We start from the raw sequence: 25422 nt of genomic DNA on the forward strand, positions 1-25422 counted from the left end.
TAACTTATTAAAAAAAGGGATATAAATAATCGAAATAGTTGCAACGATATACAATCATATCTAGATATGATATGATTAGTTGGAACGAACATTGATTAAAAAATTTAAACAAATTCAAGATGAAAGCAATAAAAAATATATTGAATCCATTGTTGGATTTGATGGAACCGAACTATTATTTGCGAGTGGTTATAAATTGACAATAAAGCTATCTTCTATAAAAATAACGAGAGATCATCCTCATGGTTATAGTTACGCTTTTAATTTATTTGCGCCGGATGTTAATGGAAATCCTACTCTTCGTGTTTTAGCAACTGATAACGCACATGCCCCTATTGATATTAAACATCCCCATGATCATTGGCATGACACAAAATATGGCCCCGGTGGTTTTGTTCCGATTGGAGTTGAAAATGCTAGATCTATCGAAATGAAAAGCATAGAACATCACATTGGAAAATTTATACAGGAATCAGAGCTTCTTTTAAAGAAATTAGGGCTATCTATGGAAATTATTGATATGAATAATTAATCCAATATTTAAAAAAGTTAAGGCAATGGAATTAAGAACTCATTAGGTTAATTTAGGCAGATGATATGAAGATGGTAAAGAAAAAAAAGTTAAACGAGATTCCGGTTTCTACACTTTCAAATGTTTTTGAAAGCATCAAGGCTGTTGGACGTGGAGATTCAGAACTTCCAAATTGGGCAGGCGGGAAAGTTTATATTGGCAGTGAAGCTAAACAGTATTGGGAAAACCTTAGGTCGAATGGTAATAGTCTAGATTCTTTTTCTAAACTTTACTCTGATAATAAGGATTTGATTGCTGCAATAGCCCACCATCATCCAGAATCTATTTCAACACTAGCAAAACTTATTTCTAGAGAAGAGTCAAATGTTTCAAGGACCTTAGGCAAGCTAGAAAAGTTTGGTCTAGTCAAGCTGATTCCATCTCAAAGCGGTAGAGCGAAACGTCCTATTTTAATAATGGAAAAGGTAAGGTTTGATTTTGACCTACTTAGTGGTCAAATGTCTTTAACCGGATTAAAACAGCCTATAGCAGCTTAAGACGAATATGGAGGACTCTCACTTTCTCGCATTATTACCTTACAAAGAAGCGCTAACCTATTTTTAATGTAACAAAAAATATTTGTCAAAGGTTCGCAAGCAACTCACCAAAGTTCTTAGTCATATCCAAACCTTCATAGGCTTTTCTTTTTCAGGATTACCGTTGGGTTGTTTATCGATGCTCACACAACTATAGGTTGTGATCATTCTTGGGAACTTCAGAAGTAAAGGTCTCATTCAAACCAAAATGGCTAACTCCACTCTCGACGCTGTCTTGATCTCTGGCATGAGCATCTAGCGGGAGGAATCTCCATCCTTTAGGGGGAGGATATCAAGTAGTAAGTAATTCAATTTTAGCTATTTACTTGCAATCACCAAGGAAGCCATTGCGCTAAAGTATAGTTCAAACTTCACTCAATAAACTAAGAAAATACTTTAAAGTAGGGCTTTATTTTGCTAAAATTACATAAAATAGACCAACTAAAGGCAATATATTATGATAATTGAGTTCAGTGTAGAAAATTGGCGCTCTATTAGGTCAAAACAAACTTTTAGTTTTTTAAAGTCATCTGGTGATGAGCTACTTGCATCAAATTGTTATAAACACCCCGCATATAAAGACTATTTACTAAAAGTAGCAGCATTATATGGCCCAAATGCAGGTGGAAAATCTAATATCTTGAGTGCGCTTGGTATTGTGGAGTCTATGGTACTGTTCTCAGCAAGCAAACAACGTGGCGATGAAATCCCAGTCGAGCCGTTTGTACTTGATGCAGATTCAAATGAAAAGCCAACGGAATTTGAGTTAATTTTTATCTCGGAGGGAGTCAGGTATCAGTATGGTTTTTCTGCTAATAAGCAGCGAATTTTAGATGAGTGGTTATTTGCATACCCTAATAAGCTTCCGCAAAAATGGCTAGTAAGATCTTGGAATTCGGAAACTAACGATTATGTTTATCAACCTTGTCCATCTTTAAAAGCAAAAGCAGAGCAGAAAAATCTTTGGCAAAACACCACTCGGCAAGATGCATTGTTTCTCTCAACAGCCGTTCAATTAAATTGCTTACAACTTCAAGGTGTTTTTGATTGGTTTAAAAACACCCTAAGAACTCACACAATTGGTCCATGGGGAAATAACTCTACTACCAAAATGTGCAAAGACGAAGAGCACCTGAGTAGCGTGTTAGATTTTCTTAAAGCTGCAGATTTGGGTATTCATGGGTTGAAAGTTGATACCGAAAAATTCTCTAGTAAACATATTCCGGATGATGTTTCACCCGATGTTAAATCAAAAATACTTGAGGATTTAAAAGATAAGGAAGTTTACAAAGTAAAGACATTACACATCACTTCTGATCGTCGAACTGTAGCTTTCGACTTAGATAATGAATCGGATGGGACACAAAAAATGTTCAGCCTTGCAAGTCATTGGTTGCTCGCTTTAAGATACGGTTATGTTGTTATCGTAGATGAGCTTAATGATAATTTGCATCCACGACTAGTTAAATTTCTTGTTCAGCTCTTTCAAAGCAACCAAACAAATCCTTATGGTGCTCAATTACTTTTTTCGACCCATGATACTTCTTTGCTAGACCAAACAATCATGAGAAGAGACCAAATTTGGTTTTGCGAAAAAGACGATGAGCAAGCCACAATTCTTACCCAACTCAAGCAGTATAAAGTTATTAAAGGCAGGGAGAATATTGAAGCTTATTATCATGCTGGGCATTATGCTGCTCTTCCTTTCGTTGGCGATTTAAAAATTCCACTTTAAGGTAATAGCTTGGGCACTGATAATTTACATCATCGAAAACGAGAAGCAAAGATTGCTAAAGCTAGGAAACCTGCAACAATAAATACCATTCCATACGTTTTAATTGTCTGTGAAGGCAAAAAAACTGAGCCGAACTACTTTAAAGAACTCGTATCTCATTTTAAGTTACCCAGTGTTAACGTCGTAATTGATGGCGACTGTGGAAGCGATCCTGTTAGCGTTGTAAATCATGGAATCAAACTCTATAACGACCAAATAAAATTCAATAACAGAGTTTTCGATAAAGTTTACTTTGTGTTTGATAGAGATCACTATCATCTTGAAGAGCAAGGCTGTAAATATCAGTCAGCACTATCCACCATTAAAAGTAAAAAACAGCTTAAAGAAATACTTGTGCCAATAAATTCAGTGCCATGTTTTGAGTTATGGCTTTTGTTGCATCATATAGAAACTACCAAGCCCTATCATGGCATACCGAATATTTCTAGTGCTGGCGATGAAGTTAAGAATGAGTTAAAAAAATATTGGCCCGATTATGACAAAGGTGCTTTGGGTATTTTTGGTTTAGCCCTAGCTATTGACGGTGACAATATGAAAACTGCCATCAATAGAGCCGATCGAGTTTTAAGAGCAGCGATTGAATGTAACGATGAAAATCCATCAACCTATGTTCATAAATTAGTTGAGCAGTTGTTAGAAATGCGCCATAAAAATAGGGGAAGTTTGAATTCTCAACGATTAAAACCTATTTAATTTCATTTGAGATTAATGATCCGCTTAACAATATTTTAGGAATACCACCTAAACGACCGTCTAAATAACTCTTCCTAATATCCTTGTCATACCTTACATCCTCATACTCACTAAATGGTATGAGGTGCGAGGCTCCAAATTGATCACGCTCAGCAACCCACATTTCATCCCGACGCAATAGGCTTTGATCCATTAATAGTGCATCGTGAGTCGTAAAGAGTAACTGTGAACGACTCTCATTAGAGCAGCTTTGTAAATAGCCCTCAATAAGTCGTCTTGTCAATAAGGTATGCAGACTGCGATCAACCTCATCAATTACATAAACCTTGTGAGATTTTTTTGCAGATATTTCAAGAAATGCAGGTAATAGGTCTATGATCCTCTGCGACCCATCAGATTCGTGCCGAATTTCAAATTGAACTTCTCCACCATTTTTAGTGTTATGAAATGCCACTAATTTTTTAGCTGTCAACTCCCCAGATTTTCTAGTAACAACCAATCGTTCATTCGATGGTTGCACCACTAGCCTTACAGTCATTCCTTCAGCAATTTCCTCTTGAAGTTTTGTGCGTATTGCATCTGGTAATGGTAGGTTATCAAAAGAAATATCTTCGCCACCGAGATGGGTAATTCCAGTATCTAGCATTGGAATCATTTGATTCATAGTTGAATATAGCGGATGACCCTCATCAAGAAATTGCTCAAAGGCCTCAAACCTAAAGTCTGGAGCTACTAGCTCGAGACAGTCTTTAAACCAATCATAAATAGGTCTGAAATTATGAACCCGCTGAGATACTGAATTCGTAATAAAAAGTTGATTATCTCGCGTGCCCCGAAATGCAAATGCAAGAAACTCATCTTTCTCCAAAGAGGTATCAAAATGTGGTAACCCTTCATAACGATCGAATAAAACTTTTTCGCTACTACTATTGATGAGAGTTAACTTTTCTCTAATGACTGACTTCCAGTCCACCGCGAATGAATATTCATAAATCAGGTCATTGATTAATAACTCAAATTTAAATTCCGTTGGCTGATCAATTGACTTTGCATCTAATTTAAAAGTTTCTACTGGAATTGTGGCATCAGGCTGCGTGCCTTTTACGATTAAATTTTTTACAAAATTTAATGCTTTAAACAAATTAGTTTTACCAGATGCATTTCCGCCATAAATTGCTGCAATCGGCAAAATGCGCATTTGATATTTGGCTACCTTTGGAACTCTCGTACCATGTTGCTTTTCTCGACTAGCAATCATGGAAAACTCTTCACTACCCGAAAAGGAAAGCCAATTTTCTAAAGTAAATTTAATTAACATTAATGGAGTTTATGTGGTTTTTAGTCGGTTTACTAAAGCATTTCGCTTATAAATATAAATTTATTAATGTTTAATGAGTTTTTTTCGCATTAAACAAGATTTATTTTACCTTAATTTTTCCCCAAAGAAAATAAGGTCGGGTGTAAAAATTCTCTATTATTTGTGACTTGAATGTCCCATCACTTTAACCTATTGTTTTAAACCAATATGAATCATAAATAAGTCATTAAATTACTTAAAGACTTATTTATGATTCAAATTAATTGACTACCTGAATCTGATTGTGTATATTTAAGTAATGTTCTCAACAAAAACTTGTGGCATCTATGCGTATAGACCAACAATTAACCTTATCCTCAAAACAACTTAGCCAAGCTACTGAAATAGCGCAATGCCTAGTTTTATTGCGGCTTGCACGTCGTGTTCGACAAAGTGAAGCTGCAGTTCGAGCTGGGCTATCTCGTGCGACTGCACAACGCATTGAAAAAGGCGACCCTGGTGTGGCCATTGGTGCACTTTTACGCTACCTAGACGCAATTGCGCCAGGTCTGACCTTGATACAACTCTTAAGTGGCGATGATCCAGCAATAATAGCTATGGAAAGACGCTCGAAACCACAACGCGTGCGTGAGCTCACCAAGGCAGAAATGAAAGTACTTGATTTCTAATGGCGAATATTACTAAAGATCTTTTCGTATTTGCTCATCTTGACGGAGAGTTTGTGCCGGCTGGACAACTTCTAGTTGATGAAGAAGGATTAACACTATTAGCATCCTCTTTTGCCTATGGTTTACGCTATTTAGAAAGAAGTAATGCTCAAGAAATTGATCCTCTAAACCTTAGCCTCAAGAATAAAGAAGATATTCGAGGCAAACGCCTCGCTCCACCAAATAACTTAGAAGCTTTTGGGGGAATACGTGACGCTGCACCAGATGCTTGGGGAAGAAGAGTGATTGAAGCTAGGCTCAAGGTTCCTGCAAATAGTCTTCCAGAATCAACCTACCTGCTAGAGGCTGGCAGTGATCGTGTTGGTGCTTTAGATGTTCGACTCTCGTTAGACCAAGAGGAACGACCTGCTCACGAAAGCATTCATAATCTGTCATACATACTTGAAGGAGCGCAGAAGGTCGAGGCTGGCTTACCAGTTTCGGAAGCACTGTCACGCATTTTGATTGTGGGTAGTGGCCTAGGAGGTATGCGCCCAAAGGCAAGTGTTCGTGATGATGAAAACATTTTATGGATGGCTAAGTTTCCAGGTAATAATGACCGCGTTTTAGATGTACCGAGCATAGAATACGCAACTCTCAAACTTGCAGAGTTAGCTGGACTCAATGTTGCCAAAACCAAACTAGAGCAGGTGGGTAAGAATAAAGTGTTGATGGTGAAGCGTTTTGATCGCTCTTGGAAAACAGCAACTCAGCCTATAGAAATTCGTCATCATGTCGTTAGCGCCCTCACCCTCATTGCCTGCCATGAGTCGGAATCGAATACCAAAAGTTATATGGATATTGCGGATGCAATTCGTAGATATTGCTTAGTTCAAAACGTCAAATCAGATATTGAAGAACTGTATGCGCGCATGATTTTTAATCTTTTTGTTAGCAACGATGATGATCATTTACGTAATCATGCATTTTTGTGGATTCATGAGCTTAAAGGTTGGAGTCTGAGTCCACTCTATGATGTTATGCCTCATGCAGTAATTGCAAGTGAGCGTTACCAACATTTAGGTATCGGGCCTCAAGGCAAATTAGCCACCATTGATAATGCCTATGGTGCTAAAGAGAGATTTGGCTTATCTTCTGAGCAAGCTAATTCGATCATCGATCGTGTCTGGCGCGTCGTTAGGCAATGGAAGATGTATTTTGAAGAATTTGGAATTTCTTCAGATCAAATCGAAGGAATCTCACGAGCTTTTAGGCACATAGATGATATTTGCAGTCCTACATTATTGAAAGCAATTGCTAAAGGTCAAACGCCTGATTAATTTGAGCTTCTGTTACAAAAATCTATATTTCAATTATCAACGATGGATTAAATGATGGGTTCTCCGCATGATTAGAACGCACATAGCCACGGGGATTACAAACAACTCGTGTGCCGTTTATCTCATAATCAAAAGAGTCATGGGTATGCCCATGAATCCATAGAGACATTTTTCCAAAAAGGTAGGATAACTCGGATGCGAAGCAGGCAGATAATAAATCCTGTTTATATCGCTCTGCAACCGACCCCATCGAAGGGAGATGGTGGGAAACCACGACTGTTTTACCGTCAAATGGAGTCTTGAGTTCCTCTAGAATCCAAGCTAAGGACTGCTCATGTAACTCGATTGACTTTGCAACCGAGAAAACTACATCGTCTTCCTTAATCCGCCTAAAATCGTTTAGACAACGATTGCCCAAAGATATACATCCCGTTTTTAAGGACTCACCAAATAGCAAAAAGTCGGTCCACAATGTTGCTCCTAGGAACCTTACCTGATTATTTGACTTTGGATCCTGTAATCCCACCACATCATTGTCCAAGAAATAAATATCGTATTTAGCGCAGTTATTTCGGATATCCTCTATTACACGGCTGCGCTGAGATCCATAGAACTCATGATTGCCGGCTACATAAATAATTTCTTGCTTGGGAAATGATTTTCTAGCCCAAGTAATACCGTGAGAGCCAAGAGAAATATCACCGGCCAAAACAATCACATCTGCCGAATTTGATATGGGAGTAAAGTCTGCAAACTCTAGGTGCAAATCGCTCAGTACATGAAGTTTCATTATTTTGATAAGTTGGGTTCGTAATTTTTAAAACTAACTACAGTTTATAAAATTCTTTAACCTTATCTTCGAGTAAGGATATTAATGAACGCGACCTACCTTGAATAACAACATTATTCTCAAGGTACGTACTCTAAAAAATTTCAACGTATCGCAAATAACCCACCGATACGACGCAGTCCATCCCAAGGATCCATCGGCATTTCTTTCGCCGGAATACCCTTCGATTGTTTATCAATATCAGCAATCATTTGCAGGGCACGATCAAGGGTTGGTAAATGCATTCTTTGTAATACTTGTGGGATCAACTGTTCCCTTTTACCCCAAATTCTGCGGGATTTCATGGCAGATGCTAAATGACCACCTTGTAGAACGATTTCTTTTAAAGCTCGTAGTAATCGAATCTCCTCAGACAAGGTCCACACAATCAAAACTAAAGCCTCGCCTTCACCTTTGAGGCCATCAAGAGTGCGATTGATTCTGGCCATATTGCCTACTAGAAAAGTTTCGGTGAGCTCGAAAACGTTGTAACGCGCCACATTTAGAATCGATTCCCGAATTTGCTCCTCACTTAAAACTCCCTTAGGATAAATTAAACCTAGCTTTTGGATTTCTTGATATGCTGCAATGAGGTTACCTTCAAACTGCTCCACCATAAATTCAACACTTCGTTTACCTGCGTCACCCGCTTCGAACTCTTGCCCATTAAGTTTGAGACGAGACCGGATCCAATTCGGTAATTCAGAGCGCTCAATGGCATCTAGCCGCACCGCAAAACCAGCTTCATCTAAAGCCACAAACCAAGCTGATTTTTGAGTCGCACTATCTAATTTAGGCAAATAAATACAAACAATCGTATCGAAGTCTGAGGTATCCAACTGCTCAATGTGTTTAGCAAACGACTTCAACGACTCTGCACCTTCCCGGCCAGGCTTACCTGTAGGGATTGAAAGTTCTAAGAGCTTTTTCTCACCAAAGAGCGATAGTGTTTGAGAGCTACTCATAAGAGCAGTCCAATCAAAACCAGACTCATTCATCAACGTTTCTCGCTCAGTAAAGCCTTGTTCTTTGACGGTTGCGCGCAGTAAATCTTTCGTTTCCATCATGAAGAGTGCCTCATCTGAGCTCAGCACGTAAAGCGCTTTCAAAGCCTCTTTACCAGATCTCACGCGCTGTAAATGACTCACTAAAGCGTCTAAGCGATTCATTTTATAGGGATGGTTGTTAGCGCTGGGGTTGGTTTTTGTTGGAGAGTGCCAAGACGTCTAGCAATTTGGCTCACAATATCCTGACGCATATCCGTCACCAGCAAAGCTTCTAACTCTCCCGCAGCTGTTGGAGTAGAAATCGAGAAATCCATATCTCTGGTTAAAAAGAGATTCGAGGGCTCAATTAATTCATCGCCTAATGCATTGCTTACAGAAAAATTAACCGAAGCAACAATCCGGTAAGCAGTAATTTGTCCGGCCGAGTTATAAGACAGAATCTGTTTACCAATCGTCTCATTGATATTGACAATCAATTCTGCTTCTTGAGGATTAGCAACAACCGCTGTATTGACGGCTGTTTTTAAATATCGGTTCAAATACAAGCGCAACTCTTGCGTCATGGTGCCACTTAGATACAGGGTCTTAAAAGGCAAATTCACCGCACCACGCAAATGGAAACCACAACTACTCACAAGCAAGCTGCCCAGCATTAAACAAACTATCAGTAATTTTCTGACAGTTGAGTGAGTAGATAAAAATTGAATGGTCATTTAAATGATAATTAATGGTGATTGTGCTTTTAGCTTCTTAAAACTGACTACTCATAACCTAAATATTCGTGAAAAATACTTTTAAAAACCAAGATGCGAGCTTTTGCATCTTGTATTCATTGCATCTTATATTAAATTACCACATTCACGAGACGACCTGGTACAACAATCACTTTTTTCGGTGTTGCTCCATCTAGGAGCTTTTGCAAAGTCGGTGTTGCCATCGCAATACTCTCAATCTGCTCCCTGGAACTATCTGCAGGCACTAAAAAATCACCGCGTAACTTACCATTGACCTGCAACATGAGTTTGATTTCATTTTGTACCAAGGCACTCTCATCCACTTCTGGCCATGGTGCATCGAGCAGTTGCCCTAATTCACTTTGGTTGGCTTGATCAAATCCTAAATCGGTCCAAAGCTGTTGGGTAATATGTGGCACGATAGGATACAAGATTCTGAGCAAGATACTAATGGACTCAACCATCACAGATCCTGAAACCTCGGCACTTTGCTCTAAAGTATTGAGTATTTTCATACAAGCTGATACCACGGTGTTGTACTGCATTCTCGAGTAATCAAAATTTGCTTGCTTCAGAATCGTATGGATTTCAAAACGTAATACTTGGTCTTGCTTAGTTAAGTCTTGCTGAGTGAAGTCTTGCTTATCTAGTGAATTACTAACCGAGCTTGCACTCTGACAAAGCGCTTTATTAGCATCTGCAAAGTTCCACAATCTTCTTAAGAATCTAGCCGCTCCTTCAACACCGGTTTCTGACCACTCTAATTGCTGCTCAGGAGGAGCTGCGAACATCGTAAAGAGTCTTGAAGTATCTGCACCGTATAAATCGATTAAGGTTTGTGGATCGATGCCGTTATTTTTACTTTTGGCCATTTTCTCGACACCACCAATTTCTACTGGCAGACCATCCGATTTAAGGGTCGCACCTTGTGGTCGGCCTTTTTCATCGAGCTGTAAATCGACATCGGCTGGATTAATCCATTCACGTCGACCATTCGGTAAATCACGGTAATAGGTTTCGTTCAGAACCATGCCTTGTGTGAGCAAATTCTTAAATGGCTCATTAAAACTGATGAGGCCTAAATCTCGCATGACCTTGGTCCAGAAACGAGCGTAGAGTAAATGCAAAATAGCATGTTCAATCCCGCCAATGTATTGATCCATTGGCATCCAATATTCATTGCGACCATCGACCATTTGCTTCGCATCCGGCCCTGTATACCGCATGAAATACCACGACGAATCCACAAAGGTATCCATCGTGTCGGTTTCGCGTCTAGCTGGTTTGCCACACTTTGGACAAGCGCAATTTAAGAAATCAGCTCTTTTATTCAGAGGATTACCAGATCCGTCTGGTACGCAGTCTTCAGGTAGTACTACTGGTAAATCTTCCTCAGGCACAGGTACTTCACCGCAACCTGGCGTTTGGCTATCCCCACAATGAATAATCGGAATTGGTGTACCCCAATAACGTTGTCTAGAGATACCCCAGTCACGCAGACGATAAGTCGTCTTTTTAGCCCCTAAGTCTAATTTTTCTAAATCTGTAGCAACGGCCAAAATAGCCTCTGCCACCGTCAAACCGTCATAAGCACCGCTATTGATGACAATTGTATGGTCTTTATCAGCGTACCATTCCTGCCAGTGCTCGTTAGTAAAAGGTTTAGCTTTAAGAGAATCCGCTTTTTCTGGATCTTTGAGACCTACGACTTGTTCAATGGGTAAGTCATATTTGAGAGCAAAAGCAAAATCTCTTTCATCATGCGCAGGTACGCCCATGACCGCGCCGTCACCATAACTCATCAACACATAATTACCGACCCAAACCGAAATCGCTTTACCCGTTAAAGGATGATTAACCGTTAAGCCCGTCGGTAAACCTTCTTTTTCTTGGGTGGCAAGATCTGCTTCGATCACACTACCCTTTTTACATTTCTCAATAAAGGCAGCTAACTCAGGATTGTTTTTTGCAGCATAAGTAGCGAGGGGATGCTCAGGAGCTACAGCAACAAATGTGGCCCCCATAATCGTATCGGCGCGCGTTGTAAAGACGTATAACTTACCTTCTTGAATCAGCGCTCCATCTTCTTCAATGGCATGCGGAAAAGCAAAGCGTACTCCAAAGCTTTTACCAATCCAGTTTTGTTGCATGATTTTGACGCGCTCTGGCCAGCCTAGTGGTTCTAAATCGTTGAGTAACTCTTCTGCATAGGCCGTGATGTTTAAGTAATAGCCCGGAATTTCTCGTTTTTCAACGATAGCGCCTGAGCGCCATCCGCGACCATCAATCACTTGTTCATTGGCAAGTACCGTCTGATCGATTGGATCCCAGTTCACTACTTGCGTCTTACGATAAGCAATACCTTTTTCTAGCATCTTGAGGAATAACCACTGATTCCAGCGATAGTAATCAGGGGAGCAGGTAGCAATTTCACGGGACCAATCAATCGAGAGTCCCATCGCCATCATCTGCTTTTTCATATAAGCGATATTGGAGTAGGTCCACTGCGCTGGTGGTACTTGATTATTGATCGCCGCATTTTCAGCTGGCATACCAAAAGCATCCCAGCCCATCGGCATCAACACATTAAAGCCTTGCATGCGCAGTTGGCGTGCCATCACATCATTAATTGTGTAATTACGCACATGCCCCATATGTAATTTGCCAGAAGGATAGGGCAACATGGAGCAGGCATAAAATTTTGGCTTTAAGCTGCCATCCGGATTTTTTGCTTCTTCTTCAACGCGGTAGACATTGGCGTCTTGCCACTTTTGACGAACTTCTAATTCTACAGTGCGATGGTCATACTGGGTCATACGTTATTCTTTTCTTCTTGAAAATATCGACAATTAAAGTTGGTTCAAACCTAAAACATCCTGCATATCAAAAAAGCCAGTTGCTTCTTGATTTAAAAAACGGGCAGCACGAAGAGCTCCTTGAGCATAGGACATACGACTGGCGGATTTATGCGTGATTTCGATCCGCTCCCCATCCCCCGCAAATAAGACCGTGTGATCACCCACAATATCGCCACCTCGAATGGTTGCAAAACCAATCGTGCCCTCTTGACGCTCACCAGTATGGCCTTCACGCGACATCACGGCCCATTCTTTGAGATCTTTACCCTGTACTTTGGCAATCACCTCACCCATTTTCAGTGCAGTCCCGGACGGTGCATCTACTTTATGTTTATGGTGCGCTTCAATCACTTCAATGTCATAGCCTTGATTCAAAATCTTGGCAGCTAGTTCTAATAACTTAAAGGTAGCATTCACACCAACGCTCATATTTGGCGCAAAGACAATTGCTGTGCGAGTACTTAGTTCTTTTAACTCGGCTTGCTCTGAAGCGCTGAGCCCCGTGGTACCAATAATCATTTTGATACCATGCTCTGCAGCATAACGAGCATGATTCATCGTGCCTTCCGGCCGGGTAAAATCAATCAAAAATCTGGCATTCGTTAAACCTTGGCCAAGATCAGCAGTAATCACGACACCAGTTTGTTTACCGAGTGTTGCTCCTGCATCTTGACCAATTGCTGGACTTTGAGCAATATCTAGTGCACCGACGAGGGTAGCATCACTACTTGCCAAAATCGTTTCAATCAACATTTTGCCCATCCGACCGGATGCGCCTGCTACGGCTATTGGTAAAGTAGATTTCATATGTTTATTTAAAAAAATAGTAGCGTAAGGATTGTGAATTGAATCTATTTAGGTATGCTTTGGGGGTATTTAATTGAAATAAGGTTAATTCCAATTAATAACCATTCCCGTAAATTAAAAATTACCGATCCGCTTTACGCAGGTCATTTCTGATGGCATCAATTTCAAGTATCAAATCTTTTTCATTTGGTAAGTTATCAGCATCAATCTTGGCTAATTTTGTACCTTCAAAAGTTAAAGTGACTCGTCTTTGTTGCATATCCTTTGAATCACCTTTGCGATATACAAAGACATAATCCCAACGATTTACGTGGAATATATCATTCAAGAGTGGCGTGCCCAAAATCGCTTTTACTTGATCTTTTGACATCCCAGGTCTGATGGACTCTAATAAATCTTTTGAGATCACATTGCCTTGCACAAGATCTGGTCGGTAAGGATTAAATACCCGAGTTACAAGGTCATCTTTCTCCTTCACCAAGGTAGGTTTATTCGCGGTACTTGAACAAGCACCCAATACCAGTGTCGTACTTACTACCAAAATAATTAACTTTAGTGTCTTTGTCATAAAATTCAAGCCTAGATAGAGAAAGTGAAGCATACCTATTAGATATCTGAGTGCTAATTTTAACGCTTAACGGATGAATCTTCTGAATATTTCACCTTTTTTCCCTAAACGATTTACTTTTGAATACAATCTAGATTCGTAGAGTAGTATTTTCGATTAGCAATTCAACCCGTTTTCTCATGGCAACCAACTCCAACTCTTCTAACGACTTACGTAATATTGGGCTCAAAGTAACGGGTCCTCGGATTAAGATTTTGGAGTTCTTTCACCAAAATCCAGGGGCTCACTATAGTGCCGATGATATTTATCTTGCGCTGAGTAAAGATGGCATGGATATTGGTTTAGCCACCGTTTACAGAGTATTAACCCAGTTTGAACAAGCTGGTATTTTGCTGCGTAATCATTTCGAATCGGGCAAAGGCGAAGGAAAAGCGATATTTGAGCTCAACGAAGGTGTGCACCATGATCATCTAGTTTGTTTAGATTGTGGTCATGTTGAAGAATTCGTTGATAGCGCCATTGAAAATCGTCAACGGGAAATCGCCAGCAAATTAGGCTTTATTCTTGAAGAACACGTCCTAGCGATGTACGGGTCTTGTACAAAGAAAAACTGCAAATATAAAACTTAATTTACTTGTCGTCTTTGGTAATTAAAGCGACATCTCCGCAAAATCCACAACTCCGATTCTGCATAATAATCTTCTCTATTTGTTGCCAATTTTCAAAGGCACTGAAACTTACTGTTGTTTTATTTACAATACTCTAAATTTAAATCCCAAACTTGGTGCTTGACACTCCCTTATATTGTTGATAATAATGAACTAATTTCCGCACATCCACCGTTCAAGGGAGTCCTTATAGCTTATCTTTCTATCGAATTAACATCAAACTTCTATATACTTTCAGAACATTTTCCTTTTTAGTCAAATTTTACAAAATAGATCAATGTCATACCCGATTATCACTCTTCTAATCTCTTACTTTCTTACATTTTTAATTGTTAAGAATGCGGATTGGCATCTTCATTTATCAAGCGATCATCAGCACGGACCCCAAAAATTGCATTCAGGGTCTATTTCCCGGATTGGCGGTCTTGGCATTTTCCTCTCCCTCGTTATTGTTGTTATTACAAATTACTTTCTAGAGGAAAATCCAAGTAAAGATTTTTTAGTTTTCTTCATTTGTACACTTCCTTGTTTTGTCATTGGTATTCGTGAGGACTTCACTAACAAGGTGGGGGTCAAACTCAGATTATTATTCACAGCCATTTCAGCCTTAATTGGCATTTATTTCCTAGATGGCTTAATTTATAGCGTTGATCTGCCGATGGTGGATGATTTATTGAAGATGAAATGGTTTTGTTATGTTTTAACCATCTTCGCAATTACTGGTATTTCGAATGCTTACAACATCATTGATGGTCTCAATGGCTTAGCTGGCATGGTAGGTATCGTTTCATTATTAGCCATCTATTATATTGCCTATCTTTTTGGTGATCACTACATCCTATTCTTGGCCCAAATTTTAATTGCTAGTATTTTAGGATTTTTACTTTGGAACTACCCCAAAGGGAAGATTTTTTTAGGGGATGCTGGCGCCTATCTGATTGGGTTTTGTAGTGGCTTTTTATCTTTATTATTGGTCGATCGCCATACGGAAATTTCGCCTTGGTTTGCCTTGTTGGTCAATTTCTACCCCATCTTTGAAACCATATATTCAATTTTCCGTAGAAAAGTAAGTAAGAATCAAGATCCAACCGCCCCAGATGCACAACATTTTCATTCTCTCGTCTACTTTTGGCTAAAGCATCGGTCACCTGAGAGCAATGGTAAAGATCTAAAACTGCCTTTATGGGTCAAAAATGCACAGGCTTCTACTATCCTTTGGGTTTTGCCAATTTCGTGTACTATCCCAGCTGTGTTATTTTTCGACAACTCTTTTATTTTGAAATCTTTTACTTTCTTGTTTTGTGTTACTTACGTCCTCGTTTACCGGCTACTAATCAAAAGCAATAACACATCAGTTATTAATGAAGTTACTTCAGGAGCGAAGGTTTAATTTAAACTTGGAGTAATCCAAGTATCTGTGTTCAAAGCAGCAGAAGCTTGTTTGGATTGAATAGGTTCTCTGGATCTAAGGCTTTTTTGATATTTCTCATCATTTGATAAGCTACACTGCCGCGATGCTCTAACAGGTACTCCCGTTTCAGTTGGCCAATGCCGTGTTCGGCAGAAATCGATCCACCAAATAATTGAATTTGTGCAAAAACAATCTGCGTAATCCTTTCTTCATGCTCCTGAATATAACTAGCTTCGGCACCCCTCGGTGCACAAAAGTTGTAATGTAAGTTACCGTCGCCTAAGTGGCCAAAATTAATAATCTGTAATCCTGGAAACTGTTCACTTAATAAGCGGTCGGTACTTGCAATAAAACCTGCTATTTTTGAGATCGCAAAGGAGATATCAAATTTGATATTACCCGGCTCTTTTGCCTGCGCTAAAGTAATATGATGGCGAATTCCCCAAAATTCATTCACCTGCGCTTGGGATGTGGCGATGGCAGCATCTAGGATTCTGCCGTTTTCTAGATAACCCTCGAGAGTGCTTTCTAAAATATCCTGAATACGATGCAAAGCTTGGTCTTGATCCTGATCAAAATTAGCCAATTCAATCAGAAGTGTGTATTGACCTGTTAAAAAAATAGGTCTTTGATACTGCGGAAAATGTTCCATGGTTAAGGCCAGGGACTCTCGGGACATCATCTCAAAAGCACATAATTCATTACCAGCCAGGCGTTGTAGATCTTGCAGGAGGGCAATCATCTCTGGTAATTCGTTGATCGCCACAAGTGCCGCATAATGACCCAATGGAGCTGGAAAAATTTTAAATACACCGGCAGTAATAATGCCCAATGTACCCTCAGAGCCAATTAACAAGTTTTTTAAGTCATAACCGGTATTGTCTTTACGCAGACCCTTTAATTGCGAGTAGATCTCACCATTAGCAAGAACCGCTTCAATTCCCACACAGATGTCACGCGTATTGCCATACCTCAGAACATTAACGCCGCCAGCGTTGGTCGCTAAATTACCGCCAATAGTACAACTCCCCTGCGCAGCTAAACTTAGTGGAAAAAATGCGCCACTTGCTTGTACTTTTTCTTGAACGGTTTGTAAGATGCAACCTGCCTCGACCGTAATCGTTTGGTTTTCTAAATCCATTTCTCGGATTTGATTAAGGCGCTTGAGGGATAAAATGATTTGTGCATTATCACCCTCTGGAGTCGCTCCACCACACAAACCGGTATTGCCCCCTTGAGGAACGATTTTGACTTTTAGCTCCCCACATAACTTGACGACCTTAGCAACCTGTTCAGTGGTTTTAGGAAGTGCTACAGCAAGTGCACTCCCAGAAAAAATCCCGCGCCAATCGGTTAAGAACGGGGCTAGATCTTCTTTTTCAAACAAAACGCCTGCAGAACCTAAAAGGTCTTGCAGGCGTTGAATGACGGCGTGCATTGAAATGAAGTAAGCGGATTACTTAAATTTTACTTCGCTTGCATCAGAGCAACCGTTGCATTTAACATCTGGCAACTGTAACCCCACTCATTGTCATACCAAGATAAAACTTTAACTAATTTACCATCTTTGGAAACGCGCGTTTGCGTACTATCAAAAATACTTGGGTAAGGATTATGATTAAAGTCGACGGATACTAATGGCAAAGTGTTGTAAGCTAGGATGCCTTTGAGCTCACCTTCACTTGCCGTTTTGAGGATTTGATTGACTTCTTCAAGGGTGGTTGCTCTACTCGCAGTAAAGGTTAAATCGACTACTGAGACATTGATGGTCGGAACACGCATCGCAAAGCCATCAAACTTACCTTGTAAAGCCGGCAGTACTAGGCCGACTGCTTTAGCAGCGCCCGTTTTTGTCGGAATCAAACTTTGTGTTGCAGAACGCGCACGGCGCATATCTTTGTGGTACACATCGGTTAAAACTTGGTCATTGGTAAACGAATGGATGGTCGTCATCAAACCGGCATCAATCCCGATTTGTTCTAGTAATGGCTTGACGAGTGGTGCTAAACAGTTCGTTGTACAACTAGCGTTGGATACAACTAAATCACTCGCTTTTAACACCTGATGATTAACACCATACACAACCGTTGCGTCTACATCATCGCCACCAGGAGCAGAGATGAGTACTTTTTTTGCCCCTTGGGCAATATGTACCATCGCTTTTTCTTTCGTCGTAAACGCACCAGAACACTCTAAAACCACATCAACTTGATGTTCACCCCATGGTGTTTCTAGAGGATTACGGGTGGAATACATCCGGATCCGATCGCCATCAATCACTAAGTATTCGCCGTCTACTGTTACGGTAGAACTAAATTTACCGTGAGCGGAGTCATATTGGGTCAAGTGAGCATTGATATCGATACCACCCAAGCCATTAATGGCAACAACTTTTAAATCAGTTCTTTTTTCCTCATAAATGGCTCTGAGAACCATTCTGCCAATACGCCCATAACCGTTAATTGCTACCCGAATCGTCATGAATTACTCCTGAATTAAATATAAATTGTTGTCTCGCTATTTTTATAGTTTTAACTTCACTTTGCAGTTTGACCAAGCACATCCATTGCTGTTTTAACAATGTTCTCCGTCGTTAAGCCAAAGTATTGATACAACACACCGGCAGGAGCAGACTCGCCAAAAGTATCTAAACCTTGCACTGCAGCACAGCCGTATTTCCACCAGCCATCTGTAACACCCGCTTCAATCGCCACCCGAGGAATACCCGCTGGTAACACGCTGGCTTTATAAGCACTGGATTGTTGATCGAAGGTCGTTGTCGAAGGCATGGATACTACGTTTGCGGCAATCCCCTTCTCAGCTAGGGCGCTCGCCACACTCATTGCTAAACCTACTTCAGAACCGGTGGCCATGAAGACGATTTTCGGATTTTTAACTGCTTTGAGCACATATCCACCCTTTTCAATATTGGCAATTTGCTCGGCAGTTTTTTCTAAATAAGGACAATTTTGACGACTAAAAATTAAACTCGTTGGCCCCTTGCGGCGCTTGACAGCACTCGCCCAAGCAACAGCAGATTCGGTTGTATCCGCTGGACGCCATACATCCATATTGGGAATCAATCTTAAACTAGCAGTTTGCTCAACTGCTTGATGCGTTGGGCCGTCCTCACCAAGTCCAATGGAGTCATGCGTAAACACAAAAATACTTCTGATTTTCATGAGCGCTGCCATGCGCAGTGCATTACGACTATAGTCAGAGAAGGTTAAGAAAGTGCCCCCAAACGGTATATAGCCACCATGTAAAGTGACGCCGTTCATCATGGCGCTCATCCCAAACTCACGTACGCCATAACTAATATGATTGCCCCAAGTATTGGGTTTAAGTGATTTGGAATTGCTCCAATTGGTTAAGTTAGAGCCAGTTAAATCGGCTGATCCACCTAAGAACTCAGGGAGTACTTGCGCTAAGCCATCAATTGCATTTTGACTGGCTTTGCGTGTGGCAATGGTTTCTGCTTTAGCAGAGATATTAGCGAGTAAGGTTTGTACCGTCGCTTCGAAGGACTCCGGTAAATCACCTGACATACGACGTGTAAGTTCTTTAGCTAAATCTGGATAGGCTTTTTGGTACTCTTTAAAATGCAAGTTCCAAAGTTGCTCCGTAGCCGCACCCATTTCTTTTGCATCCCACAAACCATAAACCTCTGTTGGCACTGTAAATGGCGGATAGTTCCAACCGATGGATTCTCTAGTTGCGGCAATTTCTGCGGCACCTAAAGGTGCGCCGTGCACTTTGTCCGTATCGGCAAGATTCGGTGAGCCTTCACCGATTCTGGTTTTACAAGCGATCAAAGTCGGCTTACCATTATTCATCGATTTGGCATAGGCGATTGCACTCGATACTTCATTTGCATCATGACCATTAATATCACGAATGACATTCCAACCATAGGCTTCAAAGCGTTTTGGTGTATCTTCAGCGAACCAGTTAACAACCCGTCCGTCAATCGAAATACCGTTGTCATCCCACAGCGCAATTAACTTGGATAAGCCTAAAGTACCGGCTAAAGAGCAAGCCTCGTGACTGATTCCTTCCATCAAACAACCGTCACCTAAAAATGCATAGGTATAGTGATTGACGATGGCATGACCCGGACGATTGAACTCTTCTGCTAATAACTTTTCAGCTAAAGCCATTCCTACTGCATTCGAAATCCCTTGACCTAAAGGACCGGTTGTCGTCTCTACACCTGGCGTGACGCGGTATTCTGGATGCCCTGCTGTTTTACTATGTAATTGTCTGAAATTTTCAATTTCAGACATCGGTAAATAATAGCCCGTTAAATGCAACACAGAATAGAGCAACATGGAGCCATGTCCATTGGAGAGCACAAAACGATCGCGATCCATCCACAGTGGGTTTTTAGGATTGTGTTTTAAATGGTCATGCCACAATGCAACTGCGATATCCGCCATCCCCATCGGCATGCCAGGGTGTCCAGAGTTCGCTTTTTGTACTGCATCCATCGACAGAGCGCGAATGGCATTGGCCATCAATTTGGAATCTTCGGAAGTTAGTTTGGTAGGCATAAATTTAGTTTGTATATTTGGTTAGCTTATTGAATTAGCTTGAGCAATACTATTTTAATCATTTGGGCTGAATACTTCGTAAAGATATTAACTGGTATTTACTCGTTTTAATTTGCCCTGTTTATTTGCATCTTCGGCATTTCTTCTTGATGAAGGTAGAATAAACAAGACCACTTTTGTTCTATTTTAACATTGGACCTATGTCTCACTTTTATCTTCCTGGTAATTGGCAAGAAAGCCAAGTTCTTGCTCCCGAATCGCTCAGACATCACCTTCGAGTAAGACGAGTGTCCTCAAGCGAATCGATTGCTGTTTTTAACGGGGCGGGGATGGTCGCGAATGCCTCCATTGATGGTGCATCCACTGATAAAAAATTATTCTTAAACTTGAATAATCTGCGCGAAGATCTCAGTCGTGAGTCTAATTATCCGATTACCTTAATCCAAGGTCTAGCTGCTAACGAAAAAATGGACTGGCTAATCGAAAAAGCCGTTGAATTAGGGGTTGGCACCATTATTCCAGTGCAAACGCAGCGAAGCGTCCTCAAGGTAAACGTGCACCAAGACGAAAAAAAAGCGCAGAAAAAGATGGAGCATTGGACGCAGATTATCATTGCCGCCTGCGAGCAGTGTGATCGCACTATTTTGCCAACCCTCGAAGCACCCCAAACTCTCAATCAGTTTTTAAGTCAATTTGATGTGGCAAGTTGCGCTCAATTGCCCATTGTTTTGTCGCCACTTGGCACTCTCAAACTAGTCAGTATTTTAAAAAGAGCCCCTGGCCAAGGTGTTGCTCTCATGGTTGGACCTGAGGGTGGCTTTGATGAAAATGAGATGCAAAGTATCGAACAGCGGGGCTGGATGAGTGCTACGATGGGGAATCGAATTTTAAGAACTGAAACAGCCGGTATTAGTGCGATATCAGCAGTTCATGCAATTTGGGGTAGCTTTTAAGCAAAATGCCGCTACTTAGCGGCATTGAGATGCATCAAGAAGTTTTGATTATTTAGTAAAGATGTTCCAATAACTCTTTAAGCTAAATTTGCAAACGAATAAAACACGCGGTAAGGGACTCTTCTTTCTGCCCAGTATTCCACGGCGTCACGGAACACATCGAGTAATGTTTCGCGAGCATCTTTGTCGAACTTGAGCGTTGAAGGTATTCCTTCTAAAACCACTACGAATCCAGGTTGCGGTCCTGACTTATCAATCAGAGTAGTGAGCGCATCTAACAAATGATCGTAGTTTTTAGCTTGCTGTTTCGTAAAATGATAGGCTTTAGCCACTGACTCCAGCACTTCACCTTTGGTAAAAGCATGTGCAGAATTCGCATAAACAAAATGCTGACCTAGTTCAGACGCAGCTTCCATTAACTCTTCAGTTCTAAAAGCACGAATCGACTGGACTATATTTGTTCGAACGCTTCTCAGCATTGCTGCAGGTCCACTATCCCTAACTGCTAACGCGGCACGCCAAGATGGTGCAGGTTTTTTCTTGGGAAGGGCACTTAAATCTCTTAAAACACTACCTGTTGGATACAAACTGTTGTTGTAATAAGGTGAAGATGGTGATGATGGGGTTGTAGGCATACTCATACCGGTGTTCATACCTGAACGGTTGATTGTTGAACCAAGGCTGTGATCTACGGACTGATCTTCTTCCCAGCCTGCCAATGTTGCGTTTTCTGGAATGTTTATAGTCATAATGCGTAAAGGTTACTCTTTTCTGTAACATTTGACAAGAGGTATTCCTTAAAAAACAGAGTAAACGTATGATTCTAAAGACGATAAAAATTAGTAAATACTTGCTTTCAAACCGTCAATCGATGACGAAGATACCAATAATTACCCGCTCAATATGGCAGAAATACGTCGTAAATACCTGATTTTTTTAAACAAGTTTATAAAATTTATTCATTAACTACAAATACGACTCCCTCTATCGAGGGTATTAATTTATGATTTAATTTTTTGAGACCTTAAGTTAATCTCAAGTTATTTTTAAAGTTAGTTAAACAAATAATCAGAGTGTTCAATCATTGGTTCTTTAACCTTATGACCCAAAGTTGCTAAAAACAAATTGATTCCTTCACGCCTAACAAATTTCATCGCAGGAACAAAATCGCTATCACCAGTGACCAGAACGATAATATCTACTTGTTTTTTTAAGGATAAAGCTGCCATGTCCATTCCAATACGCATATCAACACCTTTTTGAGTAATACTTGGCCTCAAATCTTCAGGACTAATTGTTAGGTTAGAGCTCGGTGTCTTTAAAAGTCGGGGCTTTAGGTCCCATCCATTGAAACTTAACTCACCTAAACGTAAAGCGAGGAAAGGAATATTTTTCAATCCTTTAAATAAGGCTTCTGCAGTTTGAACCACTGGATGACTACCAAAATCTAAAACTTCTTGGCTTAAAGGATTCTTTTCGGAATTTTTAAGAGGTTGGGAATCATAATAATAGATCCTATACAAGTTGGAGTCTACAAGTAATTTGTGTGTTTTTAAATCATCAACAAAGCTCTGAATATCTGATGCTTGCATTGGTGCATTGGGACCGCGAGAGAGCTTTCTTTTAATGAAGCCACCATCGATTAGAATTGCATAATTTTTCATGGAGGTGTGCTACTTGACGGGTCGGCGATCTGGTCGCCTGTTACATGTCACCCGTGGTTTCGCTTTTTTTATGAATAATTATCATATCATAAGGAAAAAATAACCAAAAATTAAGGTTTTTGTTATTTGTGCGACTCAATTCCCATCACTGCCAAGGTAGCCATGTTGACGATACGACGCACCGTTGATGATGGTGTCAAAATGTGTACAGATTTAGCAGCACCCAATAGAATCGGGCCAATCGCGATACCATTACCTGCCGCTACTTTGAGTAAGTTGTAAGAAATGTTGGCAGCATCAATATTTGGCATTACGAGTAAATTGGCACGACCATCTAAAGTACCGTCTTTCATGATTGTGTTTCTAATGGCGGGATCTAAAGCACAATCGCCGTGCATTTCACCATCGACTTCAATGTCAGGATGCTTTTCACGCAAAATTTGGTAGACTTTGCGCATTTTCTCTGCTGAAACTGCGGTTGAGGAACCAAAATTCGAGTGCGATAAAAGCGCTACTTTCGCCTCGATATTGAGTGAGCGCATTTCAGCAACAGCCAGTCTCGTAATTTCTGCCAACTCGTCTGCAGTTGGATCATAGTTAATATGCGTATCAACAATAAATAACTGGCGATCTGGCAAGACTAAAGCGTTCATAGCAGCGTAAACATTCGTCCCCTTTTCATGTCCAATCACAACATCAATAAAATGTAAATGGGCCGATGGACTACCAACGAGTCCACAAATTAAACCGTCTGCATCCCCTTTTCGAACCATCAAACTACCAATCAAGGTGCTTCTGCGTCGAACCTCTAGTTTGGCATAAGACTGCGTAACGCCTTTACGCTTGGTGAGTTCATAAAAAGTTTGCCAATAATCTTTAAACCGCTCATCGTTTTCGGTATTGATAATGGTGTAATCGGTATCTAGCGCTAAACGTAAGCCTAACTTCTTGATGCGGTGTTCAATCACACCGGGACGACCAATCAAAATCGGATTCACGATATCTTCATCGACTAATACCTGTACCGCACGCAGGATTTTCTCGTCCTCACCCTCACAAAATACAATCCGTTTTTTACTTTGATCAATCTTTTTAGCCGCAGCAAACAACGGCTTCATCACTGTGCCTGATTGATAAACAAACTGTTGTAGTTGGTTGGTGTACGCCACAAAATCGGTTATCGGCCTGGTTGCTACACCACTATCCATCGCCGCTTTAGCTACTGCAGGGGCGATAATGGTGATTAGTCTAGGATCAAACGGTTTTGGAATCAAATATTCAGGGCCAAAAGTTAAATCAGCAATGCCGTAAGCATTTGCCACAATTTCACTTTGCTCAGCGCGGGCCAGCTCAGCGACCGCTTCGACCGCAGCAATTTCCATTTCACGAGTAATCGTCGTAGCTCCCACATCTAATGCTCCACGGAAGATGAATGGGAAGCAGAGTACGTTGTTTACTTGATTCGGATAATCCGTTCTTCCAGTAGCGATCACCGCATCTGTTCTTACCGCTTTGATATCGGCTGGATTAATTTCCGGATTGGGATTGGCAAGCACAAAGATCAATGGGTTTGGCGCCATTTTCTTGACCATATCCTGACTGACCACGCCTCCAGCAGAAAGTCCCAATAAAATATCCGCATCTTGAATCACGTCACTTAAAGTTCTTGCAGAAGTTTCTTTGGCAAAAACATCTTTATCAGGATCCATTAACTCGACCCGACCTTTGTAAACGACTCCAGCCAAATCAGTCACAAAAATGTTTTCAACGGGCATGCCTAAATCGACCAGTAAATCCAAACAGGCAAGGGCCGCGGCGCCCGCACCGGAAGTAACTAATTTAACTTCTTTAATATTCTTCCCAACGACTTTAAGGCCGTTCGTAATCGCGGCACACACCACAATCGCTGTGCCATGTTGATCATCATGAAAAACAGGAATCTTCATTTTTTCGCGTAATTTACGCTCTACGTAAAAGCAATCAGGCGCCTTAATATCTTCTAAATTAATACCGCCAAAGGTTGGCTCTAAAGATGCAATAATATCGACCAATTTGGCTGGATCGGATTCGTTGATTTCAATATCAAATACATCGATTCCAGCAAACTTTTTAAATAAAACAGCTTTTCCTTCCATTACAGGCTTACTTGCTAACCCCCCGATATTACCCAGACCTAGCACAGCGGAACCGTTCGTGACCACGCCCACGAGATTACCTCTTGCGGTATATTTCACGGCGTTAGCAGGGTCTGCCACGATTTCTAAACAAGCAGCGGCAACTCCAGGAGTGTAGGCAAGTGCTAAATCCCGTTGGTTGGTTAATTGCTTAGTGGGAGTTACAGAAATTTTTCCAGGTGTCGGAAACTGATGATAATTGAGAGCAGCTTGTCTTAGCGCTTCTTGTGAATTGCTGGGTGTTGTAGCGTTATTTGATGTCGCTTTTTTAGCATCTTGGCTCATATTTGTTCCAT

General features: G+C 40.7%; 22 protein-coding genes. 9 read left to right on the forward strand and 13 right to left on the reverse strand.

The features are described from left to right. The first annotated feature begins 91 nt into the window (after positions 1-91). The 4 genes from AOC35_RS11290 to AOC35_RS11305 all read left to right on the forward strand — a co-directional run bounded on the left by AOC35_RS11290 (position 92) and on the right by AOC35_RS11305 (position 3595). Complete coding sequence (locus AOC35_RS11290; RefSeq protein WP_108647180.1) at positions 92-532, forward strand: hypothetical protein; 441 nt, start codon at positions 92-94, stop codon at positions 530-532. 65 nt (positions 533-597) lie between these two features. After that, positions 598-1068 carry an HVO_A0114 family putative DNA-binding protein gene (locus AOC35_RS11295; protein WP_159077565.1) on the forward strand — a complete coding sequence of 157 codons (471 nt, stop codon included), beginning with the start codon at positions 598-600 and terminating at the stop codon, positions 1066-1068. A 496-nt stretch (positions 1069-1564) separates the two neighbouring features. Further along, the gene (locus AOC35_RS11300; RefSeq protein WP_108647182.1) at positions 1565-2842 is read left to right on the forward strand and encodes an AAA family ATPase; all 1278 of its coding nucleotides are present in this window, start codon (positions 1565-1567) and stop codon (positions 2840-2842) included. 9 nt (positions 2843-2851) lie between these two features. After that, positions 2852-3595: an RloB family protein gene (locus tag AOC35_RS11305; protein WP_108647183.1), complete on the forward strand. Its 744-nt coding sequence runs from the start codon at positions 2852-2854 to the stop codon at positions 3593-3595. Here AOC35_RS11305 and AOC35_RS11310 read toward each other — a convergent pair. Next, positions 3588-4913: an AAA family ATPase gene (locus tag AOC35_RS11310; protein ID WP_108647184.1), complete on the reverse strand. Its 1326-nt coding sequence runs from the start codon at positions 4911-4913 to the stop codon at positions 3588-3590. The two genes, AOC35_RS11305 and AOC35_RS11310, sit on opposite strands and share 8 nt — an antisense overlap. Before the next feature lie 326 nt (positions 4914-5239). Here AOC35_RS11310 and AOC35_RS11315 point away from each other — a divergent pair, with 326 nt between their 5' ends. Both AOC35_RS11315 and AOC35_RS11320 read left to right on the forward strand, forming a co-directional pair. After that, positions 5240-5581, forward strand: coding sequence for a helix-turn-helix domain-containing protein (locus AOC35_RS11315; protein WP_108647185.1), 342 nt, complete (start codon positions 5240-5242; stop codon positions 5579-5581). Further along, on the forward strand, positions 5581-6900 hold the full coding sequence (locus tag AOC35_RS11320) for a type II toxin-antitoxin system HipA family toxin (RefSeq protein WP_108647186.1): 1320 nt from the start codon (positions 5581-5583) through the stop codon (positions 6898-6900). Before AOC35_RS11315 ends, AOC35_RS11320 begins: the two co-directional genes overlap by 1 nt. Before the next feature lie 22 nt (positions 6901-6922). Here AOC35_RS11320 and AOC35_RS11325 read toward each other — a convergent pair whose 3' ends face one another. The 6 genes from AOC35_RS11325 to AOC35_RS11350 form a co-directional block, all read right to left on the reverse strand. After that, entirely contained in the window at positions 6923-7690 is a 768-nt protein-coding gene (locus AOC35_RS11325) for a metallophosphoesterase (protein ID WP_108647187.1), read from the reverse strand. Between the two features lie 143 nt (positions 7691-7833). Next, positions 7834-8898 (reverse strand): DNA polymerase III subunit delta, encoded by a 1065-nt coding sequence (gene holA, locus AOC35_RS11330; protein ID WP_108647188.1) that lies wholly within the window; start codon positions 8896-8898, stop codon positions 7834-7836. After that, positions 8895-9449 carry an LPS-assembly lipoprotein LptE gene (locus tag AOC35_RS11335; protein WP_108647189.1) on the reverse strand — a complete coding sequence of 185 codons (555 nt, stop codon included), beginning with the start codon at positions 9447-9449 and terminating at the stop codon, positions 8895-8897. The genes holA and AOC35_RS11335 overlap by 4 nt, the downstream gene beginning before the upstream one ends. Positions 9450-9580: 131 nt before the next feature. Further along, on the reverse strand, positions 9581-12286 hold the full coding sequence (gene leuS / locus AOC35_RS11340; protein WP_108647190.1) for a leucine--tRNA ligase: 2706 nt from the start codon (positions 12284-12286) through the stop codon (positions 9581-9583). A 33-nt stretch (positions 12287-12319) separates the two neighbouring features. Then, entirely contained in the window at positions 12320-13135 is an 816-nt protein-coding gene (gene dapB, locus AOC35_RS11345) for a 4-hydroxy-tetrahydrodipicolinate reductase (RefSeq protein WP_108647191.1), read from the reverse strand. Positions 13136-13256: 121 nt separating this feature from the next. Further along, positions 13257-13703 carry an outer membrane protein assembly factor BamE gene (locus AOC35_RS11350; protein WP_159077566.1) on the reverse strand — a complete coding sequence of 149 codons (447 nt, stop codon included), beginning with the start codon at positions 13701-13703 and terminating at the stop codon, positions 13257-13259. A 179-nt stretch (positions 13704-13882) separates the two neighbouring features. Here AOC35_RS11350 and fur point away from each other — a divergent pair, with 179 nt between their 5' ends. Continuing rightward, complete coding sequence (gene fur / locus AOC35_RS11355) at positions 13883-14332, forward strand: ferric iron uptake transcriptional regulator (RefSeq protein WP_108647193.1); 450 nt, start codon at positions 13883-13885, stop codon at positions 14330-14332. Between the two features lie 316 nt (positions 14333-14648). Then, the gene (locus AOC35_RS11360; RefSeq protein WP_108647194.1) at positions 14649-15761 is read left to right on the forward strand and encodes a glycosyltransferase family 4 protein; all 1113 of its coding nucleotides are present in this window, start codon (positions 14649-14651) and stop codon (positions 15759-15761) included. A gap of 31 nt (positions 15762-15792) precedes the next feature. Here AOC35_RS11360 and AOC35_RS11365 read toward each other — a convergent pair whose 3' ends face one another. From AOC35_RS11365 to tkt, 3 genes are read right to left on the reverse strand one after another with little or no spacing between them, the layout of a single operon-like run. Then, positions 15793-17220 carry an FAD-binding oxidoreductase gene (locus AOC35_RS11365; protein WP_108647195.1) on the reverse strand — a complete coding sequence of 476 codons (1428 nt, stop codon included), beginning with the start codon at positions 17218-17220 and terminating at the stop codon, positions 15793-15795. A 29-nt stretch (positions 17221-17249) separates the two neighbouring features. Next, positions 17250-18263, reverse strand: a complete 1014-nt coding sequence (gap, locus tag AOC35_RS11370) for a type I glyceraldehyde-3-phosphate dehydrogenase (RefSeq protein ID WP_108647196.1) — start codon at positions 18261-18263, stop codon at positions 17250-17252. A 56-nt stretch (positions 18264-18319) separates the two neighbouring features. Continuing rightward, positions 18320-20335, reverse strand: coding sequence for a transketolase (gene tkt, locus AOC35_RS11375; protein WP_108647197.1), 2016 nt, complete (start codon positions 20333-20335; stop codon positions 18320-18322). Between the two features lie 200 nt (positions 20336-20535). Here tkt and AOC35_RS11380 point away from each other — a divergent pair, with 200 nt between their 5' ends. Next, on the forward strand, positions 20536-21288 hold the full coding sequence (locus AOC35_RS11380) for a 16S rRNA (uracil(1498)-N(3))-methyltransferase (RefSeq protein ID WP_108647198.1): 753 nt from the start codon (positions 20536-20538) through the stop codon (positions 21286-21288). Between the two features lie 77 nt (positions 21289-21365). Here AOC35_RS11380 and AOC35_RS11385 read toward each other — a convergent pair whose 3' ends face one another. The 3 genes from AOC35_RS11385 to AOC35_RS11395 form a co-directional block, all read right to left on the reverse strand. After that, positions 21366-22037 (reverse strand): barstar family protein, encoded by a 672-nt coding sequence (locus AOC35_RS11385; protein ID WP_342749907.1) that lies wholly within the window; start codon positions 22035-22037, stop codon positions 21366-21368. A gap of 303 nt (positions 22038-22340) precedes the next feature. Further along, positions 22341-22952 (reverse strand): NYN domain-containing protein, encoded by a 612-nt coding sequence (locus AOC35_RS11390; protein WP_108647199.1) that lies wholly within the window; start codon positions 22950-22952, stop codon positions 22341-22343. 122 nt (positions 22953-23074) lie between these two features. Then, positions 23075-25411: an NADP-dependent malic enzyme gene (locus AOC35_RS11395; protein WP_108647200.1), complete on the reverse strand. Its 2337-nt coding sequence runs from the start codon at positions 25409-25411 to the stop codon at positions 23075-23077. Between the last annotated feature and the right edge of the window lie 11 nt (positions 25412-25422).

It is taken from the genome of Polynucleobacter rarus (genome assembly GCF_003072505.1).
Lineage (GTDB): Bacteria > Pseudomonadota > Gammaproteobacteria > Burkholderiales > Burkholderiaceae > Polynucleobacter > Polynucleobacter rarus.

What these genes read in the sequence shown, in the direction of transcription:
- AOC35_RS11295 (WP_159077565.1), top strand. Translation starts at nt 598, where the DNA reads ATGAAGATGGTAAAGAAAAAAAAGTTAAACGAGATTCCGGTTTCTACA.
- AOC35_RS11300 (WP_108647182.1), top strand. Translation starts at nt 1,565, where the DNA reads ATGATAATTGAGTTCAGTGTAGAAAATTGGCGCTCTATTAGGTCAAAA.
- AOC35_RS11310 (WP_108647184.1), bottom strand. Translation starts at nt 4,913, where the DNA reads ATGTTAATTAAATTTACTTTAGAAAATTGGCTTTCCTTTTCGGGTAGT.
- AOC35_RS11315 (WP_108647185.1), top strand. Translation starts at nt 5,240, where the DNA reads ATGCGTATAGACCAACAATTAACCTTATCCTCAAAACAACTTAGCCAA.
- AOC35_RS11320 (WP_108647186.1), top strand. Translation starts at nt 5,581, where the DNA reads ATGGCGAATATTACTAAAGATCTTTTCGTATTTGCTCATCTTGACGGA.
- AOC35_RS11325 (WP_108647187.1), bottom strand. Translation starts at nt 7,690, where the DNA reads ATGAAACTTCATGTACTGAGCGATTTGCACCTAGAGTTTGCAGACTTT.
- holA (WP_108647188.1), bottom strand. Translation starts at nt 8,898, where the DNA reads ATGAATCGCTTAGACGCTTTAGTGAGTCATTTACAGCGCGTGAGATCT.
- AOC35_RS11335 (WP_108647189.1), bottom strand. Translation starts at nt 9,449, where the DNA reads ATGACCATTCAATTTTTATCTACTCACTCAACTGTCAGAAAATTACTG.
- leuS (WP_108647190.1), bottom strand. Translation starts at nt 12,286, where the DNA reads ATGACCCAGTATGACCATCGCACTGTAGAATTAGAAGTTCGTCAAAAG.
- dapB (WP_108647191.1), bottom strand. Translation starts at nt 13,135, where the DNA reads ATGAAATCTACTTTACCAATAGCCGTAGCAGGCGCATCCGGTCGGATG.
- AOC35_RS11350 (WP_159077566.1), bottom strand. Translation starts at nt 13,703, where the DNA reads ATGACAAAGACACTAAAGTTAATTATTTTGGTAGTAAGTACGACACTG.
- fur (WP_108647193.1), top strand. Translation starts at nt 13,883, where the DNA reads ATGGCAACCAACTCCAACTCTTCTAACGACTTACGTAATATTGGGCTC.
- AOC35_RS11360 (WP_108647194.1), top strand. Translation starts at nt 14,649, where the DNA reads ATGTCATACCCGATTATCACTCTTCTAATCTCTTACTTTCTTACATTT.
- AOC35_RS11365 (WP_108647195.1), bottom strand. Translation starts at nt 17,220, where the DNA reads ATGCACGCCGTCATTCAACGCCTGCAAGACCTTTTAGGTTCTGCAGGC.
- gap (WP_108647196.1), bottom strand. Translation starts at nt 18,263, where the DNA reads ATGACGATTCGGGTAGCAATTAACGGTTATGGGCGTATTGGCAGAATG.
- tkt (WP_108647197.1), bottom strand. Translation starts at nt 20,335, where the DNA reads ATGCCTACCAAACTAACTTCCGAAGATTCCAAATTGATGGCCAATGCC.
- AOC35_RS11380 (WP_108647198.1), top strand. Translation starts at nt 20,536, where the DNA reads ATGTCTCACTTTTATCTTCCTGGTAATTGGCAAGAAAGCCAAGTTCTT.
- AOC35_RS11385 (WP_342749907.1), bottom strand. Translation starts at nt 22,037, where the DNA reads ATGACTATAAACATTCCAGAAAACGCAACATTGGCAGGCTGGGAAGAA.
- AOC35_RS11390 (WP_108647199.1), bottom strand. Translation starts at nt 22,952, where the DNA reads ATGAAAAATTATGCAATTCTAATCGATGGTGGCTTCATTAAAAGAAAG.
- AOC35_RS11395 (WP_108647200.1), bottom strand. Translation starts at nt 25,411, where the DNA reads ATGAGCCAAGATGCTAAAAAAGCGACATCAAATAACGCTACAACACCC.